Genomic DNA, 16,707 nt, shown 5'->3' with positions numbered 1-16,707 from the left:
CGAACGCATGCTCCTACTCACCTCGGAACCTACTCCCCTACTCCCCTACTCCCCTACTCCCCTACTCCCCTACTCCCCTACTCCCCTACTCCCCTACTCCCCTATAGGCCCGATCTACGCCGCTTGCTTCCGTGACGAGTTTCTCCACAAGGGCGGCGGCCAGCATTTCCCGGAGCTTCGCAACGCCCTGCCCGGCCCAAATGGGCAAGAAGTCAGCCCGCTTGCTTTCATCCTTTGCCATCGAAAGCGGCATGACCAGACTCGCCTGTAGCGGAAACGCCAGCGCAGCATCTTCCTCACCAGCCATTTCCATCACAAACCGGTTGCGCACCACGCGCGCTGGGCGGCCAGTGAAGCAGCGAGTCACCGACGTGCTCTCGTCGTTGGCCGAGCGCAATGCTACGCGATAGACTGGCTGCACATTGGCTTCAGGACAGGCCAGGAAAGCCGTGCCGATCTGCACACCAGATGCACCAAGTGCAAAGCTGGCAGCAATGCCGCGACCGTCGAAGATACCGCCGGCGGCAATTACAGGCACCCGCACGGCATCAACAATCTGCGGTACGAGCGCCATGGTGCCGGCAGTGCCGATAGCAGGGTCGCCAGTGAATGTGCCGCGATGCCCACCCGCCTCGTATCCCTGGGCGATAATGGCGTCCACCCCTCCTGCCTCAAGCTGGCGCGCTTCCGAGACAGTGGTGGCCGAACACAAGACAGTACAGCCGGCCGCCTTCAACTGCTGCACAATTGCGGTGTCCGGTAGGCCGAAGTGGAAGCTGACCACCTTGGGGCGCAGCTCGAGCACAATTTCGAGACGCTCACGATCGAAGGTGGGGAAGGGCTCGCCCGGCTCGGGTACCGGTCCGAGGCCGACCTCCTCATAGCAGCCGCGAAGGCGGTCTCGCATACTTTGGGCTGCCGCATCATCGCCTGCCGGCGCCGGGTGCGCAAAGAAGTTGACGTTGATCGGACGATTGGTGGCGTGCTGCGTCGCCATGAGCTGCTCGCGGATAGCCGCCGCAGGCAGAATGCCGCATCCGAGCGAGCCAAGCGCCCCGGCATTGCTGACTGCCGCCGCGAGTTCCGGCGTGGTGATGCCGCTCATCGGCGCCTGGATTATCGGGTGCTCAATGCCGAGGAGTTCCAGAAGATCAGTGCGCATCCACATTGGATCACCCTCCTCTTTCTCCCAGGAGAGATTACCTTAACTGACTTCCAGCTCAAGTCGGATAGGGCCTTCGAACCGCTTCACGGCCGGCCACACACCTGATGCAAGCTGGCGGAGTCCGGCGTCGATCCTAACCCAACCGCCGTCGATGCGCCGGGCTGGCGCCGTGTTTACGACGCGCCATGCCGCCGGCCTATCCGGCAGCCGCGGCCGACATTAGCGGCCGACTTCCGATCCGACATAGGCGATGCGCAGCATGTTGGTCGATCCCGGCGTCCTCAGCGGCACGCCGGCGGTGATGATGACGCGGTCGCCCGGCTTGCCGAAGCCCTCCTCGAAGGCGATGCGGCAGGCGCGGTCGACCATGTCGTCGAGGTCGCTGGCATCGGGGGAAACGACGCAATGCGTGCCCCACAACAGCGACAGCCGCCGCGCCGTGTTGAGGATCGGCGACAGCGCCACGATCGGCACTTGCGGCCGCTCGCGCGCGGCGCGCAAGCCGGTGGTGCCAGACGCGGTATAGGTGATGATCGCCGACAGCTTCAGCGTCTCGGCTATTTCGCGAGCGGCGAGCGAGATGGCGTCGGCTCCGGTCGCTTCCGGTTCCGAGCGCTGCGCGTTGATAATGCCGGCATAGGTCGGGTCGGTTTCGACCTTGGTGGCGATCCGGTTCATCATCGCCACCGCCTCGACCGGATAGGCCCCGGCGGCGGATTCCGCCGAAAGCATGATAGCGTCGGCGCCTTCAAACACCGCGATCGACACGTCCGACACCTCGGCGCGCGTCGGCACCGGCGCGGTGATCATCGATTCCAGCATCTGCGTGGCGACCACCACCGGCTTGCCGGCGCGGCGCGCGGCGCGGGTGATCTGCTTCTGGATGCCAGGCACGGCTTCGAGCGGCATCTCGACGCCGAGATCGCCGCGGGCAACCATCAGCGCATCCGAGAGCTCGATGATCTCGGCCAGCCGGGCGACGGCCTGCGGCTTTTCGATCTTGGCCATGATCAGCGCCCGGCCGCGTGCGATCTTGCGCGCTTCGGCCAGGTCCTCGGGCCGCTGCACGAAGGACAGCGCCACCCAGTCGACGCCTGTTGCCAGAACCGCGTCGAGATCCCGGCGGTCCTTTTCCGTCAGCGCGCCGACCGGCAGGTCGGTGTCGGGCAGACTGACGCCCTTTTTGTCGGAAATGGTCGTGCCGGCGACGACGGTGCAGACGATCGCCTTGCCGTTGCTGCTGACCGCCTTGAGCTCGAGCTTGCCGTCGTCGATCAGCAGGCGATGACCAGCCTCGACCGAACGCAGGATTTCGGGATGCGGCAGGTAGACCCTCGTCGAATTGCCGGGCTCGGGATTGTCGTCGAGCGTGAAGGTCTGGCCCACGGTCAGCACCTCTTTGCCGTTGGCGAACTTGCCGACGCGCAGCTTTGGCCCTTGCAGGTCGGCGAGAATGCCGATCGGCCGGCCGACTGCCTCCTCGACGGCACGAATGCGGCCGACAAGTGTGCGCATCAATTCATGGTCGGTGTGGCTCATATTGATGCGGAACACGTCGGCGCCGGCTTCGAACAGCTTCTTCAGCATCTCCTCGGACGAGGAGGCCGGACCGATGGTGGCGAGGATCTTGACCTTGCGGCTGCGTCTCATTGACTGTTTGTTCCCGGGGCGGCTGGAGCGCCATCCGTTGCGGGCTCGTCAGTCAGCTGGACCATCCAGCTTGCCTGCTCGCCCGTGTCATATTCCTGGAATCCGGCGCGCTGAAAGCCCCGGGCGACGCAATCGGTAACGCCGGCGATCTTGAACTCTTTTTCGGCCACGCACATGTTGATCGGGCCATCCCAGCGTCCGCCGCGCTCGGCGTCTTCTGCATAAAGATAGTAAAACCTTGATGACAACGGTCCCTCGATCAGCGTCTTGCAGCTCGATCCTTCGATGTGCCACCAGCCTTCGGTGATCCAGCCGGCTTTGGCGCGGTAGCCGATGCCGACACCAACCAGGTTCTGTGTGGCGTTGCAGACCCGGAAATCGGCCCGTGCCGGCGAGGCCGAAATCACCGCGAAAAGGCCCATGGCAGGTATCAGGAGCGGCATGGCCAAGGCATGGCGCACACGCAGCCTGCCAGCGAAACCCATCCCGAAACCCCTCAAGAACCACATTTGCATCTCTCAACGCCCCTTTTCGGAAAAGTCCGCACGCATGTCAACGCGCCGATCTGTCCAATTCCAATCGATTTAGAAGGCTCTGACGCGCTTGCTTCGCCCCTGCTCAGTTTTTTGGCAGAAACCGTGGCCAAACAACGGCATTGCGCGAGCGTTCTCTTCGTGGAATGACGATACCACCCTCCCCGGAAGCCAGCGAACAGACCTTTCCCGCCAATGACCCGATCCACAGTTTTCGCGCCTTTCGATATCGTCGAAGGCGATCGCAAGCGCGGCATGGTGCTTCTGGCCGATCACGCCCGCCGCGACCTGCCGGAGGAGTATGGCAGCCTTGGGCTGCCGGCGGCGGAGTTCGACCGCCACATCGCCTACGACATCGGCGTCGAGACTGTAACCCGCGAACTCGCAAGTCTGCTCGGCGTTCCGGCGGTGCTTGCCAATTTTTCGCGACTGCTGATCGACCCCAATCGCGGCGAAGACGATCCAACGCTGATCCGCCAGCTCTATGACGGCACCGTCATCCCGGGAAATTATCCCATGGCCACGGAGGAGCGCGAAAGACGGCTGGACCGTTTTTACCGCCCCTATCATGATGCCATCGGCGCCATGATCGCCTCTGTGGCGCAAGCATCCGCTCAGACACCCTTCATCTTTTCGGTGCATTCCTTCACGCCGACCATGCAAGGCTTCGTGCGGCCGTGGCACGTCGGCATACTATGGGATCTCGACGATCGCGTGGCGCAGCCGCTGATCGACATGCTCGCCGAGGACAAGAGCCTCATCGTCGGCGATAACGAACCCTATGACGGCGCATTGCGCGGCGATACCATGTTCAGGCACGCCATCGTCAACGGCTTTGCCCATGCGCTGCTCGAAATCCGCCAGGACCTGATCGCCGACCGCAAGGGTGCCCTCGCCTGGGCCGAACGGCTGGCGCCGATCGTTGACGCGATCGATCGACGTGCCGATATACACCAGGTGAAAATATTCGGCTCGCGCACCGGGCCGGTATGATGGAGGCCCAAGGGAGGCCAACAGGACATGACCGAACTCAGCGACGAACAAAGGCGCGATTTCGAAGCCGCTGCCTTCCGCCGGCTAGTCGCGCATCTGCGCGAGCGTTCCGACGTACAGAACATCGACCTGATGAACCTCGCCGGCTTCTGCCGCAACTGCCTGTCCAACTGGTACCGCGACGCGGCGCAAGCCGAGGGTGTCGAACTCGGCAAGGAACAGTCGCGCGAGATCATCTACGGCATGCCCTATGCCGAGTGGCAGGCACTGAACCAGGTCGAAGCCTCCGACGCCAAGAAGGCCGAGTTCGAGGCAAGACGCCCTACGGATCACTAGGGGAGGCCGCCGTGCCTAAGATTGACGTTGCCGACGTGCCCAGACGCAAGGGCTCATCCTATCCACCGCCGTTCGATGCACCCTGTGCCGAACGCGTGCGGCAGCGGCTGGGCAACGCCGGCGGGCTCACCGATTTCGGCATCAATCTCATGCGCCTGCCGCCGGGCAACTGGTCGAGCCAGCGCCACTGGCATTCGCACGAAGACGAATTCGTCTACGTGTTTGAAGGCGAGCTGACGCTCGTCGAAGATGCCGGCGAGATGGTGCCGCGCGCCCGGTGATTGCGCGGCCTTTCCGAAAGGATCAGGCAACGGCCATCACATGATCAATAAATCGGGCGCGATGGCGATCTATCTCGAAGTCGGTTCGCGCTGGCCCGACGATGTAACCACCTGCTCCGACATCGACATGATGAGCACCAACGCCGACGGCCGGTTTGTACACAAGGATGGCACGCCTTATCCCGAGCCCTAGGAATTTCGGAGTGGACCGTCGAGATGGTTGGCCGACGCGAGAGGACGTAGCGCCTGGTCCAAGCACTTTCGGCGAAGAGCGCTTGACTGTGAATTGAATCGATCTAATTTGCCGCGCAAAGCCATTTCCGGACCGGATTCTACCCGATGGACGCGCAGAAAATTACGCAGACCGCGATTCGTGGACGCTGGGCAGTGGCCGCCATCTTCCTCGCCAATGGCTTCCTGACCGGCAGCTGGGCGCCGCAGATCCCGGTGTTCCTGACCCGGCTGGACATCAGCAAGTTCACGCTCGGCCTGCTGATTCTGTTGTTCGGCGCCGGCGCCGTCACCGCCATGACCTGGTGCGGCCATCTGATCTCGAAGCATGGCTCCCGCATGGTGCTGCGCTGGTTCGGACTTGCCGGCAGCTTCGGCCTTTTGGTCGTGGCTCTGGCCCCCAACGTGCCGTTGGCGGCCGTCGCCATGTTCATTTTCGGCGGTTCGATCGGCGGCATGGACGTCGCCATGAATGCCAATGCAGTGGCAGTCGAACGGCGGCTGTCCCGTGCCATCATGTCGTCCTCGCACGGCTTCTGGAGCCTTGGCGGTTTCGCTGGCGGCGCTTTGGGCGGTTTCGCCATCCAGAACTACGGTCACCTCGCCCATGCGACGATGGTGACGGCTCTTGCCTTCGCCGTCATCGCCGTAGCGGTCCGCTACCTGATCGCCGAGGACAAGCACCCAATCGCCGAGCACCACAAATTCGCGCTGCCGGCCAACCCGCTGGTCTATCTAGTCGGACTTATGGCGCTGCTGACGATGATCTCCGAAGGCGCGGTGCTCGACTGGGCAGCGCTGTATCTCCGGCAGGAACTCGGCGCCGATCTTGCCATCGCAGGCCTGGCCTACGCCGCCTTTTCCGGCGTCATGGCCGTCATGCGCTTTCTTGGCGACGGCGTCCGCAACCGTTTCGGTGCCGTTACGACGTTGCGCGCCTCGGCCCTTGCCGCTGCTGCCGGCATGCTGGTGGCCGGGCTGGCTCCCTCGCCTTGGCTGGCCATTGCCGCCTTTGCCTTTTGCGGCCTCGGCATTGCCAACATGGTGCCGATCATTTTTTCGGCCGGCGGCAACCAGGAAGGCATGGCGTCCGGCACAGGCATGAGCGTCGTCACCACAATGGGTTACTCAGGCATTCTGGTGGCGCCGTCGGCGATCGGCTTCATCGCCGAGCACTCGAGCTTCGGCCCGATCTTCGTCGCTCTGTCCGGGCTGCTGGTCGTCGTGCTGTTGATGGCCGGCCTCGCTCACCGCGCCGAATTCGCTGCCGAGCCCGCACCGGCCGAATAGCGCTTGAACTCTTCGTAGAGGAAATCCGCGACGCGGCGGATGCGCACGCTGGTGCGCACGTCGCGATGCATGGCCAGCCACACCGGTAGCGTCGGCAGCGGGAGACCGGGCAGCACTGTTTCGACCAGCGCATCGCGCTCGGCCAGCGGCTGCTGGCCAAAGCCGATGCCGTTTCCCGCCCGCACCGCTTCCCAAAGCACGATCTGATTGTCGGTCCTGAAGCGGAAGGCACTGCGGGTGAGCGCGACGCCGAATTGGGCGAAGCCGCGAATGATCTCGTCGCTGCGGTCGAAGCCGACCAGATCGTGGCCGGCCAGATCGCGGGCCTCGCGCGGACGGCCGCGCCGGTCGAGATAGGATTTTGCCGCACAGGCGCGGAGCGGAATGTCGGTCACCTTGCGTGCGACCAGTTCATTCTGCGCCGGCTGGACCATGCGAATGGCGATATCGGCATCGCGGCGCAAGAGGTTTTCGACCTGGTTCGACGCGACGATCTCGACCTCGATGCCGGGCTCCTCGGTCCCAAGCCTCGCAGTCATTTCCGGCAGCACATAGGCCGCCACCACCTCGCTGGCGGCAATGCGCACCGTACCCTCTATCGCTTCGACCGATCCCAGCGCCAGCAACGAAAAGGCGCTCGCCTGCTCGCTCACCGCGCGGCCCCGTTCAAAAAGCGTGCTGCCCGCTTCCGTGAGCGCATAGCCGCGCCGCCCGCGCCGGAAGAGCGTGACGCCGAGCGCCTGTTCCAGCTCGGTGATGTGGCGACCGAGCGTCGGCTGGCTCGCGGCAAGTTTTCGCGCGGCGGCCGACAGGCTGCCGGTCTCCGCCACGGTGACGAAACTCTTGATCAGGTTCCAATCGATATCCATTCAAACTTGAATATCAGACCGCCAGCTTTAGTCAATTTTCATTCGTTTGCGAGGAGATCACATTGCGGTCGTAGCGCAAACACGGAGACGAACAATGACCAAGATCGCAATTCTCGGCGCCAATGGCCGGCTCGGCCGCACGGTGGCCAAGGCCTTCCTCGATGCCGGCTACGATGTCCGTGCCATCACCCGCAGCGGCAAGGTGCCGGCCGAGCTCAAAGGCGCCACGGCGATCGCCGGCGACGCGCTCGACCGTGCTGCGCTGATCCGCGCGACCGAAGGCGTCGATATCATTTTTAATGGCCTCAACCCGCTCTACACCGACTGGAGCAAATGCCTGCCGATGGCCGAGAATGTGATGGCTGCCTGCCGGGCGAATGGCGCGCTGCATCTCTTCCCAGGCACCGTCTACAATTACGGCTCGCCGATGCCGGCGGTGATCACTGAAGCCACGCCGTTTCGTCCGACGACGGAAAAGGGCCGCATCCGCGTCGCCATGGAGGACCTGTTTCGCCGCGAGGCCGACGCAGGTCGGGTGCGCACGATCCTGCTGCGCGCCGGTGATTTCTTCGGCGGCACCGGCAGCGGATCGTGGTTCGATCTGGTTGTTGCCGCCAAGATGACTAAGGGTATCTATACGGCACCGGGACCGGTCGATCTCGTGCATGAATGGGCCTATCTGCCCGACCTGGCCAAGGCTTTCGTCGGACTGGCTGACAATCTCGACAAGCTCGGCTTCTACGAGGCGCTGAACTTTCCCGGCCATGCGGTGGCCGATCTGGAGATCAAGGCGGCCGCGGAGAAGGCGCTCGGGCGCACGTTGAAACTGACGATGATGCCGTGGTGGGTGCTGCGCGCTGGCAGCCCGTTCGTGGCCATGTGGCGCGAGATCGTTTCGATGTCCTATCTCCGCTTCGAGCCGCACCGGCTCGTTTCAGGCAGACTGGAAAGCGTTATCGGTACGATCCCGCACACGCCGCTGGAAGATGCAGTGTCGGAAGCGCTCGAGGATATCGGCATCGCCACGCTCAAGACGATGCAAAAAGTTGCCTAACAACAAACCAAAAAAAGGCGGATGGCCAGATGGTCATCCGCCGCTGTTCGGGAGGGAGGTTGCGCTCAGATCCGGCCCATCAACAGCAGCACCAGGACAACGATCAGGATGACGCCGACGATGCCGGATGGGCCGTAACCCCAAGACCGGGAATGCGGCCACGCCGGAACCGCGCCGATCAGGATAAGAATAAGAATAATGACGAGAATGGTGCTGATCGTCATCAGAAAATCCTCGCTTTGAGGTTGCAATGACGGAACAATGCAGAAGGCCGCCCATTGTTCCAGGGCGGCCTTGCTTGATCAGGACGGCGATCCGGACTCTATTCGGCGGCCTTCGGGAAGGCGATCGCCGGTTCGGCGCCCAGATCGGCGTCCGGGCCTTTCGACGGGATGTCGGCCTTAGGACGCCCAAACAGACGACTGAACCAGCCACGACGCGCACCGGGTTTGAGCTTGGCGCGAGTGAACACCATCAGCATCGACGGCGTCACCACCAGCGTCAGCACGGTGGCGAAGGACAGCCCGAAGACGATCGCCGAGGACAGCGAAATCCACCATTGCGTCGACGGCGCGTTGATCGTCGTCTCGTGATGGAAGATTTCGAGGCCGAGGCCGAAGGCGATCGGCAGCACGCCGAGGATCGCCGACACCGCCGTCAGCACCACCGGGCGGGCACGTTCGCGGCAGGTCTGCAGAACGGCTTCGTATTTGTCCCAGCCCTCTTCGCGCAACCGGTCATAGGTGTCGATCAGCACGATGTTGTTGTTCACCACCACGCCGGCCAGCGCGATGACACCGATGCCCGACATGACGATGCCGAATGCCTCTCCCGTCAGCAGCAGCCCGAGGAACACGCCGATCGTCGCCATGACCACGCAGGACAGCACCAGCCAGACGCTGGTGAATTTGTTGAACTGCGCCAGAAGCACGATGAAGATCAGGAAGATCGCCGCACCGAAGGCTTTGCTGAGGAAGGCCCCGGCCTCCGCGCTGTCCTCATTCGAACCGGCAAGCTTCCAGCGAATGCCGCTGCCGAGGTTCATGTCTGCGACAGCTTTGGTGACCTCCTGCTGGACGGCAGCCACCTGGGCGCCGGCAGCGACGTTGGCCTGGACGACCACCGTTCGCGCACCGTCGATGCGGTTGAGGATACCGACCGTCGGCTCCGGCTTGCGCACGACGAAGTTCGAGATCGGCACCGAGCCTTGCGCTGTCTGCACCCTGAGTTCGTCGAGCGTCGACAGCGTGCGCCGATCCTCGGGCAGGCGCAGTCTGATGTCGACGGCATCATCGGCGCCGGCGGGCCGGTACTCGCTGAGTTTGAGCCCGTTGGTCACCAATTGCACCACCGTTCCGACCGCGGTCGGGCTGATGCCGTACTGCGCCGCCTTGGCGCGATCGACCTCGAGCGCCCAGTCGACGCCGGGCGGCGCCAGACCATCGGAAATATCGATGACGCCGGGCACCTTGGCAATGCGCGCGGCAACGGCGCGGGCCTTGTCGTCAAGGCCCTTCGGATCGACGGCCGAAAGCCTGATCTGGATCGGCTTGCCGGTGGGCGGGCCGGCTTCCGGCACGCGAACCTCCACGTCGACACCGGGAATGCCGGCCATCACGCCGCGCAGTTCGTCGAGGATTGAGTTCGCCGATTTACGCTCACGCCAGTCGACGAATTCGTACTGGATCACGCCGACCACGTCTTCCGGAACGTCCTGGCCGCCGCCCTGCGTCTTGCCGACACGGGTATAGACGGACTTAACGCCCGGCCAGCCGAGCAGCCGGTTTTCCGCCGTCTTGGTGGCCGCATCCATTTCGGCAAGCGAAAGATTGCCGCGGGCGTGGACATAGAGCAGGCCGTAGTCAGGCTCGACATTCGGGAAGAATTCGACGCCGGCGCCGAATTTCGAATAGGCGTAGCCGACGCCGAACAACAGCGCCACAGTGAGGACAAGCACGGTGATGGGATAATGCACCGCCTGCTTGACCACGGCCATGTACCAGCCGTCGCGATTGTCGTCGGGGTGATGGGCGGGCGCCTTGGCGAATATGGCGCCCAGCGTCGGTGCGAAGACCAGCGCATAGAGCATCGAGGCCGAGAGCGTCACGATCAGCGTGATCGGCATATATTTCATGAAGTCGCCGATGATGCCCGGCCAGAACAACAGCGGCGAGAAGGCGGCAATGCGCGTCATCGTCGCCGCGATGACCGGGCCAGCCATGCGCTTGGCGGCAAGCGCGAACGCTTGCTCCTTCGGCATGCCCTCGCTCATGCGTCGCTCGGCGAATTCGGTGACGATGATGGCGTCGTCGACCAGCATGCCGACCGCCAGGATGAGGCTGAACAGCACGATCATATTGATCGTGTAGCCCATCATTGCCAGCAACAGGATGCCCATCAGGAAGGATGAGGGGATGGCCAATCCGATCAGCAGCGAGGCACGGCCAGACAGCGCGTAGAGAATGACGATGAACACCAGGATGACGGCGATCATCACGTGGTTCTGCAGGTCGCCGAGCAACTGGTTCACGAAGACGGACTTGTCTTGCGTGTAGGTGACGTGCATGCCCTCCGGCATGGTCTTGATGAAGGCGTCGGAAACCTCTCTGACCTTGCCAATCGTATCGATCAGGTTGGAGCCGATGCGCTTCTTCACCTCGATGGCAATCGCCGGCTTGCCGTCGAGGCGGGTAACCGTCTCGGCGTCCTTGAAGGTCGAGCGGATGGTGGCGATATCCTTGGCCTGCACCACCGCATTGGGGCCGGCGACGACCGGAAGCGCCGCCACATCCTCTGGCGTCTCGATAAGCGAGGGCACCTTGACCGCGTATTTGCCCTCGGACCCTTCGATATTGCCGGCGGCGACAAGACTGTTGGAAGCGCCGACGGCACCAATCAACTGGTCGAGCTGCAGCCCGTAGGAAGACAGCTTCATCGGATCGATGACCACTTCGACGAGGTCGTCGCGCGCACCCTGCAGCGAGCCCTCAAGCACGCCAGGCACTTCCTCGATGCGGTCGCGCAGCTCGCGCGCCGCCGCCGTCAGCACGCGCTCGGGCACCTCGCCCGACAGCGTCACGACAAGGACGGGGAATTCGGAGATGTTGACCTCTGAGACCACGGGCTCCTCAGCCGCTTGCGGCAGGTCGGCCTTGCCGTCCTGCACCTTGCTGCGCGTGTCCTGCAGCGCGGTGGCGAGGTCCGTCTGCGGCTGGAATTCGACCAGCACATAACCGCCGCCCTGGAAGGCGGCCGAGCGCATCTCCTTGAGGCCCTTCAGGCTCTTCAGCTTGGCTTCCATCGGCCGCAGCAGGAGGCGCTCGGAGTCTTCCGGCGAGATGCCCTGGTAGATCAGGCTGACATACATCATCGGAATCGGAACGTCCGGTTCCGCCTCCTTTGGCGTCGACTGGTAGGCGACCGCACCGGCAAGGATGAGAAAGACCAGGACCGAAATGGTCAGCCGGGCATTGCTGATTGCAAGTTTGACGATGTCCATGATTACTGCGTCCCGGTCGTCGCTTCGCCCAACAGCTTTTGGATGGTCGCCTGGTCGGCTTCGACCGGCTTGATCACTTCGCCTTCCTTCACCAGCTCCTGGCCGGCGACGATGATGCGGGCGTCGGCCGGAATGCCGCCGAGCACCAGGCCGGTCGGCGTGTCGTCGACCAGGTCGATCGGGAAGAACACGACCTTGTCGTCCTTGTCGACGGCGCGAATGCCGAGATCCCCCTTGTCGCCGAGCGTCACCACCGATCGCGGCAGCATCACAGCGTCCGTCGGCTGGGCGCTGAGCGCGATTTCGGCCGTCATGCCGGCCGGTACGGAACCATCGGCGTTGGGGATGGCGACTTCAACCCGGAAGGTACGGGTTGCCGACGATGCATCCCGGCTGATGTAGCGGACGATGCCTTCGACATTCTGACCGCTGACCAGACGCACATTTGCCTTGTCGCCGATCTTCAGATAGCCGAGATCGCGTTCGCTGACCTCGCCGCGCGCAATCACCGGGTCGAGGCTGAGAATGGTAGCCACCTCGCCGCCCTGCATCACCGAACTGCCAAGCTCCACCGGCACCCGGTCGATAACGCCGTCGAAGGGCGCCTTTACCTCATTGCGGTCGAGCTCAGCTTGCGCGGCGTCCAGTTGCGACTTGGCCAGCGACAGGTTGGAGCGGGCCGTATCGAGCTGCAGCGTCGGCAGATTGCCGGTTTTCATCAACCGCAAGGCCGCAGCCAGTTCCGCTTCACGCTGCACGACAAGTTGTTTGGCGTTGTCGACCGCCGAGATTTTTTCCTCGGCGGCAAGCATCAGGATCAGGTCGCCGGTCTTGACGTGCTGACCCTGCTTGACCGGCAGCTTGTCGATGACGCCGGCGACGCGTGTCGCCAGGACGGCGCGCTTATCGGCTTCGGTCAGTCCGGAAATGCGGATAGCGCGTGCATAGGTGCGCCGCGGCGGGGTTATGACCGCGACCGTGCGCAACGGCGCCTTGGGCTGTTTCGCCTCGGCAGTCCCCGGCTTGGCTGCGTCGGCTGGCTTGGGCTGCCCGACCTCTCCTGTCTTGGGCTTGTTGTCGGCGGACGCGCTGCCGACGGACGAGAATTCGCCCGTCGCCATCCAGCCGGCGAACCCGATAAGCACAACAATGGCTGCAAGCTTGTGAAACCTGAATTTCGGCATCGTCATTTTTTCCAGTGCGCGGGGTTCGGCCAGGCCGCATCTTCTACTTGGGGCGCGTCGCCGATATGGGTGCGCGCGAGGCCGTATTCAAATTGCCGTGATCGGCGAAGCGCGCTTCTACCTCAAAGTTGCATCGCAATATAGTCAGAAAAGTTGATGGATTGTTGCTTTGTCCGCAAAGATGCGGCTGCAGCATCGGCTGTTGATCGCCAAAACAGCGGTATGGCAGCAAGTGTCAGGATGATTGGACGGATTGTGATGTCATCTGCTTTGCGGAGGAGCCGGAACAATTCCAGGAAAGGTGTGAAACGGTTTTCCGTCCGGAATTGCGTCAAAACAAAAAGATGGAGCGGTTCGGCGTTTCCGAAAGGATGAACCGTTCTAGGCCGGACGGCGGGCGGCCTCGGGCTGCTTGCGCGCCGCAAGAAACTCCTTGACCCGCCGGCCCGGCGCCGGCCCGCGCACCGGCTTCAAGCCGTCGTCGAGCTCGCCGGACAGATCGATCGTCGGCCGCTTGCCGACGGCGTCGTAATTTTCTTCCAGCCAGTCACTGGCTGCGGTGCGGCCGAGGTCGCGCAGATAGGCAAGAAACGCCCATTCGGCATTGACCTTGGACGATGCCGACAGATCCTTGAACGCTTCGTCGGCGTCGATGCGGTGCATGCGGATGTCGCGATATTCGCCATGCGGCAATCGGCCGGCGGCGATCAGTTCCTTGACGAAGGCGATCGAGCGGAATTCGCGCAACAGCCCGGCATTGAAGGTGATCTCGTCGATGCGGTTCTGGATTTCATTGGCGCTTTTCGGCGTCCCCTCGCGGACCACCGGATTAATCTGCACCAAGAGCACGTCCTCGGTGGCCGCGGTCTTGAAGAACGGGAACAGTGCCGGGTTGCCGCCATAGCCGCCATCCCAATAGGGCACGCCCTTGATCTCGACGGCACGGAACAATTGCGGCAGGCAGGCCGACGCCATCACCGTGTCGAGGTCGATCTCGCCGTCCGAGAAGACCCGCAACTGGCCGGTCTCGACATTGGTAGCGGAAATGAACAGTTCTATCGATTTGCAGGCGCGCACATTATCGAAATCGATCTCACGTTCGACCACGTCGCGCAGCGGATTGATGGCGAGCGGATTGGCGATATAGGGCGAAAATACCCGAGACATCGTATCGAACAGGAAATAGCCGGGCGTGTTCTCGATCGACCAATTGCCCCAGGCGACGTCCCAAGGCATGCGCTGCACCGGGCTGAAGCGCCCCTTTGCCGCCACCGCACGCCAGAAATCATCGAGCTTCCGCCGCGCGCCCTCGACGCCGCCGCGGACAAAGCCGTCGGCCAGCGCCACGGCATTCATGGCGCCGGCACTGGTGCCCGAAACCGCCGTTATGTCGAGGCGCCCGTCCTCGAGCAGCCGATCGAGCACGCCCCAGGAAAACGCCCCGTGCGAACCGCCGCCTTGCAGCGCGATGTTGATCTTCTTTGGCTCTTCCGCCTTGCCGTTTTTCGGCATGGCGTGGCCCTTGACCGCTGGATGGCTCACTGAGCGGTCCAGCCGCCATCGACAGAGATGTGCGTGCCGTTGATCTGCGCCGCCGCATCCGAGCACAGGAACACCGCGGCCGCCGCAACCTGTTTGATCGTGACGAACTCCTTGGTCGGTTGCCTTTCGAGCATGACCTCGCGGACCACCGTCTCGCGGTCCATCTTGTTGGCCTTCATCTGGTCGGGGATCTGCGCCTCGACCAGCGGCGTCAACACATAGCCCGGACAAATGGCATTGCAGGTGATCTTGTCGCGCGCCAGCTCAAGGGCGACAGTCTTGGTCAAGCCCATAATGCCATGCTTGGCTGAGACATAGGCCGACTTGAACGGCGACGCGACCAGGCCGTGGGCCGAGGCGACGTTGACGATCCGGCCGCCACCGGCCTGTTTCATCAACGGGATGGCGGCTGCGATCGTATGGAAGGCCGATGACAGGTTGATGGCGATGATCGCATCCCACTTCTCGATCGGGAAGCTTTCAACCGGCGCGACATGCTGGATGCCGGCATTGTTGACCAGGATGTCGACCGAGCCGAATGTCTCGGCCGCCTTCGCCACCAAAGCCCGGCACTCGGCCGGCTTCGACATGTCGGCCTTGATGTAGATGGTCTTCACCTTGTGGTGCTTGGCGATTGCGTCGACGATGGCGTGATCGTCGGCGGTGTCGGAAAAGGAATTGACGACGACGTTGCAGCCTTCAGCCGCGAGCGCGTGGGCAATTGCCAGGCCGATGCCCGAGGTGGAACCGGTGACGATGGCGGTTTTTCTGGCGGTCAAGGCGGCTTATTCCTTTCGAGGTGGGCTCCCGTGGAACCATGCTGCACTGCAGCATATAGGCTCTCTGCCACCCAAGAACAGCGGATGTGTGGAGCAATTACATGAAAATTTTGTCATGTAGACCTCTCTCATCTTTGACGAGAGAGGTGTCCGGCACCGGCTGTAGCGGGCCGGTTTCCGTAAAGCATTCGGGGAAAAATCCTCAGGCGACGAGGTCCGGCACCGGCCCGATATAGCGCGACTGCGGCCGGATCAGCCGTCCACTCGTCTGCTGCTCGCGCGCATGCGCGATCCAGCCGGCGACGCGCCCGGCAGCAAAGACATTGGTGAACGCCTCTGTTGGAAAGCCCGCCGCTTCCAGCAGAAGTGCTGTGAAGAACTCGACATTAGTCTGGAGCGAGCGCGACGGCTTGGCGATGCGAAGCACTTCGAGCGCCGCTTGCTCTACGCTTTCGGCAAACGCCAGCCGGTGGCCGGCTTCGCCCTTGGCGCCGAGTTGCCGCACCACCGCTTTCAGCACGTCGGCACGCGGGTCGCGCACGCGGTAGATGCGATGCCCGAAGCCCATGATGCGCTGGCCGCGCCCGATCTCGTCGCGCAGCCAGCCGGCGGCGTCGCCATGCGCCTCGATCGCATCCAGCATCTCGATTACCGGACCTGGCGCGCCGCCATGCAGCGGCCCCTTGAGCGCTCCGAGCCCGGCCAGCACCGCCGAAGCAAGCCCAGCCTGCGTCGAGGCGACCACGCGCGCGGCGAAGGTCGACGCGTTGAGGCCATGGTCGCAAACCGTCACCAGATAGGTATCGAGCGCCTTCGCCAATTTCGGCGAGGCCGCAATGCCGGTCAGCATCCGCAGAATGTCGGCGGCATGATCGGCCTTGCTGTCAGGCGCAATCGGGCTTTCGCCGCGCTGCAAGCGCAGCAAGGCCGGCGTCAGCACGGCAGGTGCCGCAACCAGCCGCAGCGCGTCCGGCAATTTGTCACCATCCGGCAGCAGGGCAATGCCGGCGCGCATCGCGCTGTAGATATCGAGGGATGCGAGAAACGGCAGCAAGGGTTCGGTCTGCTCGAACACTTCGCTGCGCGCCCGACCGATCGCGATCGCCAGCTCCCTGCCGTCGGGAAGATCGTCGAAAAAGCCGTCGAACAGCAGATGAACCACCTCGGCGTATTTCCAGCGGCCTGCCAGGTCGGGCAACGAATGGCCCCGGATGGTCAGGCGGCCACCAAGACCGTTAACATCGGAGAGCACCGTTTCCGCCGCCACCACATCATCGAGCCCATTCGCCATTGGTTTTCTC

General features: G+C 63.3%; 14 protein-coding genes and 1 pseudogene. 5 read left to right on the top strand and 10 right to left on the bottom strand.

Features of this window, described 5'->3' with window-relative positions:
* Nucleotides 1-85: 85 nt before the first annotated feature.
* The 3 genes from NKJ46_RS18145 to NKJ46_RS18135 all read right to left on the bottom strand — a co-directional run bounded on the left by NKJ46_RS18145 (nt 86) and on the right by NKJ46_RS18135 (nt 3,258).
* Nucleotides 86-1,168 carry an NAD(P)H-dependent flavin oxidoreductase gene (locus NKJ46_RS18145; protein ID WP_352666236.1) on the bottom strand — a complete coding sequence of 361 codons (1,083 nt, stop codon included), beginning with the start codon at nt 1,166-1,168 and terminating at the stop codon, nt 86-88.
* Nucleotides 1,169-1,384: 216 nt separating this feature from the next.
* A complete protein-coding gene (gene pyk / locus NKJ46_RS18140) occupies nt 1,385-2,815 on the bottom strand; it encodes a pyruvate kinase (RefSeq protein ID WP_352666234.1) in 1,431 nt (476 codons plus the stop codon).
* Nucleotides 2,812-3,258, bottom strand: coding sequence for a DUF1036 domain-containing protein (locus NKJ46_RS18135; RefSeq protein WP_473505739.1), 447 nt, complete (start codon nt 3,256-3,258; stop codon nt 2,812-2,814). The genes pyk and NKJ46_RS18135 overlap by 4 nt, the downstream gene beginning before the upstream one ends.
* Before the next feature lie 285 nt (nt 3,259-3,543).
* Between NKJ46_RS18135 and NKJ46_RS18130 the strand changes: the two genes are divergently transcribed.
* From NKJ46_RS18130 to NKJ46_RS18115, 4 genes and pseudogenes are all read left to right on the top strand, one after another.
* A complete protein-coding gene (locus NKJ46_RS18130; protein WP_352666232.1) occupies nt 3,544-4,341 on the top strand; it encodes an N-formylglutamate amidohydrolase in 798 nt (265 codons plus the stop codon).
* 27 nt (nt 4,342-4,368) lie between these two features.
* Nucleotides 4,369-4,677, top strand: coding sequence for a DUF1244 domain-containing protein (locus NKJ46_RS18125; protein ID WP_352666230.1), 309 nt, complete (start codon nt 4,369-4,371; stop codon nt 4,675-4,677).
* Between the two features lie 11 nt (nt 4,678-4,688).
* Nucleotides 4,689-5,151, top strand: a pseudogene (locus NKJ46_RS18120) (cupin domain-containing protein).
* A 146-nt stretch (nt 5,152-5,297) separates the two neighbouring features.
* Entirely contained in the window at nt 5,298-6,479 is a 1,182-nt protein-coding gene (locus NKJ46_RS18115) for an MFS transporter (RefSeq protein WP_352666228.1), read from the top strand.
* On the opposite strand, the gene NKJ46_RS18110 is transcribed toward NKJ46_RS18115, so the two are convergent.
* Entirely contained in the window at nt 6,437-7,348 is a 912-nt protein-coding gene (locus tag NKJ46_RS18110; RefSeq protein WP_352666226.1) for a LysR family transcriptional regulator, read from the bottom strand. The genes NKJ46_RS18115 and NKJ46_RS18110 overlap by 43 nt on opposite strands.
* A 94-nt stretch (nt 7,349-7,442) precedes the next feature.
* Here NKJ46_RS18110 and NKJ46_RS18105 point away from each other — a divergent pair, with 94 nt between their 5' ends.
* Nucleotides 7,443-8,402 carry an SDR family oxidoreductase gene (locus NKJ46_RS18105; RefSeq protein ID WP_352666224.1) on the top strand — a complete coding sequence of 320 codons (960 nt, stop codon included), beginning with the start codon at nt 7,443-7,445 and terminating at the stop codon, nt 8,400-8,402.
* Nucleotides 8,403-8,467: 65 nt separating this feature from the next.
* Here the strand turns inward: NKJ46_RS18105 and NKJ46_RS18100 are convergent, their stop codons facing one another.
* The 6 genes from NKJ46_RS18100 to NKJ46_RS18075 form a co-directional block, all read right to left on the bottom strand.
* Nucleotides 8,468-8,626 (bottom strand): DUF3309 family protein, encoded by a 159-nt coding sequence (locus NKJ46_RS18100; RefSeq protein WP_352564626.1) that lies wholly within the window; start codon nt 8,624-8,626, stop codon nt 8,468-8,470.
* 98 nt (nt 8,627-8,724) lie between these two features.
* Nucleotides 8,725-11,901, bottom strand: coding sequence for an efflux RND transporter permease subunit (locus NKJ46_RS18095; protein ID WP_352666222.1), 3,177 nt, complete (start codon nt 11,899-11,901; stop codon nt 8,725-8,727).
* Nucleotides 11,902-11,903: 2 nt separating this feature from the next.
* Nucleotides 11,904-13,085, bottom strand: a complete 1,182-nt coding sequence (locus NKJ46_RS18090; protein ID WP_352666220.1) for an efflux RND transporter periplasmic adaptor subunit — start codon at nt 13,083-13,085, stop codon at nt 11,904-11,906.
* A gap of 381 nt (nt 13,086-13,466) precedes the next feature.
* Nucleotides 13,467-14,597 carry a patatin-like phospholipase family protein gene (locus tag NKJ46_RS18085; protein ID WP_352666240.1) on the bottom strand — a complete coding sequence of 377 codons (1,131 nt, stop codon included), beginning with the start codon at nt 14,595-14,597 and terminating at the stop codon, nt 13,467-13,469.
* 26 nt (nt 14,598-14,623) lie between these two features.
* On the bottom strand, nt 14,624-15,406 hold the full coding sequence (locus NKJ46_RS18080) for a 3-hydroxybutyrate dehydrogenase (protein ID WP_352666218.1): 783 nt from the start codon (nt 15,404-15,406) through the stop codon (nt 14,624-14,626).
* Nucleotides 15,407-15,608: 202 nt separating this feature from the next.
* Nucleotides 15,609-16,697: a citrate synthase/methylcitrate synthase gene (locus NKJ46_RS18075; protein WP_352666216.1), complete on the bottom strand. Its 1,089-nt coding sequence runs from the start codon at nt 16,695-16,697 to the stop codon at nt 15,609-15,611.
* Nucleotides 16,698-16,707 lie beyond the last annotated feature (10 nt).

Origin of the sequence: Mesorhizobium sp. M0166 (genome assembly GCF_040322255.1) — a bacterium.
Lineage (GTDB): Bacteria > Pseudomonadota > Alphaproteobacteria > Rhizobiales > Rhizobiaceae > Mesorhizobium.
Note: the sequence above shows the minus strand (reverse complement) of the source record. Positions and strands in the feature narration are given on the sequence as shown.

Excerpts from the sequence above, each read along its gene's own strand:
- NKJ46_RS18090 (WP_352666220.1), bottom strand. The coding sequence starts at position 13,085 with ATGCCGAAATTCAGGTTTCACAAGCTTGCAGCCATTGTTGTGCTTATC.
- NKJ46_RS18105 (WP_352666224.1), top strand. The coding sequence starts at position 7,443 with ATGACCAAGATCGCAATTCTCGGCGCCAATGGCCGGCTCGGCCGCACG.
- NKJ46_RS18125 (WP_352666230.1), top strand. The coding sequence starts at position 4,369 with ATGACCGAACTCAGCGACGAACAAAGGCGCGATTTCGAAGCCGCTGCC.
- NKJ46_RS18085 (WP_352666240.1), bottom strand. The coding sequence starts at position 14,597 with ATGCCGAAAAACGGCAAGGCGGAAGAGCCAAAGAAGATCAACATCGCG.
- NKJ46_RS18095 (WP_352666222.1), bottom strand. The coding sequence starts at position 11,901 with ATGGACATCGTCAAACTTGCAATCAGCAATGCCCGGCTGACCATTTCG.
- NKJ46_RS18110 (WP_352666226.1), bottom strand. The coding sequence starts at position 7,348 with ATGGATATCGATTGGAACCTGATCAAGAGTTTCGTCACCGTGGCGGAG.
- NKJ46_RS18130 (WP_352666232.1), top strand. The coding sequence starts at position 3,544 with ATGACCCGATCCACAGTTTTCGCGCCTTTCGATATCGTCGAAGGCGAT.
- NKJ46_RS18135 (WP_473505739.1), bottom strand. The coding sequence starts at position 3,258 with ATGCCGCTCCTGATACCTGCCATGGGCCTTTTCGCGGTGATTTCGGCC.
- NKJ46_RS18075 (WP_352666216.1), bottom strand. The coding sequence starts at position 16,697 with ATGGCGAATGGGCTCGATGATGTGGTGGCGGCGGAAACGGTGCTCTCC.
- pyk (WP_352666234.1), bottom strand. The coding sequence starts at position 2,815 with ATGAGACGCAGCCGCAAGGTCAAGATCCTCGCCACCATCGGTCCGGCC.
- NKJ46_RS18100 (WP_352564626.1), bottom strand. The coding sequence starts at position 8,626 with ATGACGATCAGCACCATTCTCGTCATTATTCTTATTCTTATCCTGATC.
- NKJ46_RS18115 (WP_352666228.1), top strand. The coding sequence starts at position 5,298 with ATGGACGCGCAGAAAATTACGCAGACCGCGATTCGTGGACGCTGGGCA.
- NKJ46_RS18145 (WP_352666236.1), bottom strand. The coding sequence starts at position 1,168 with ATGTGGATGCGCACTGATCTTCTGGAACTCCTCGGCATTGAGCACCCG.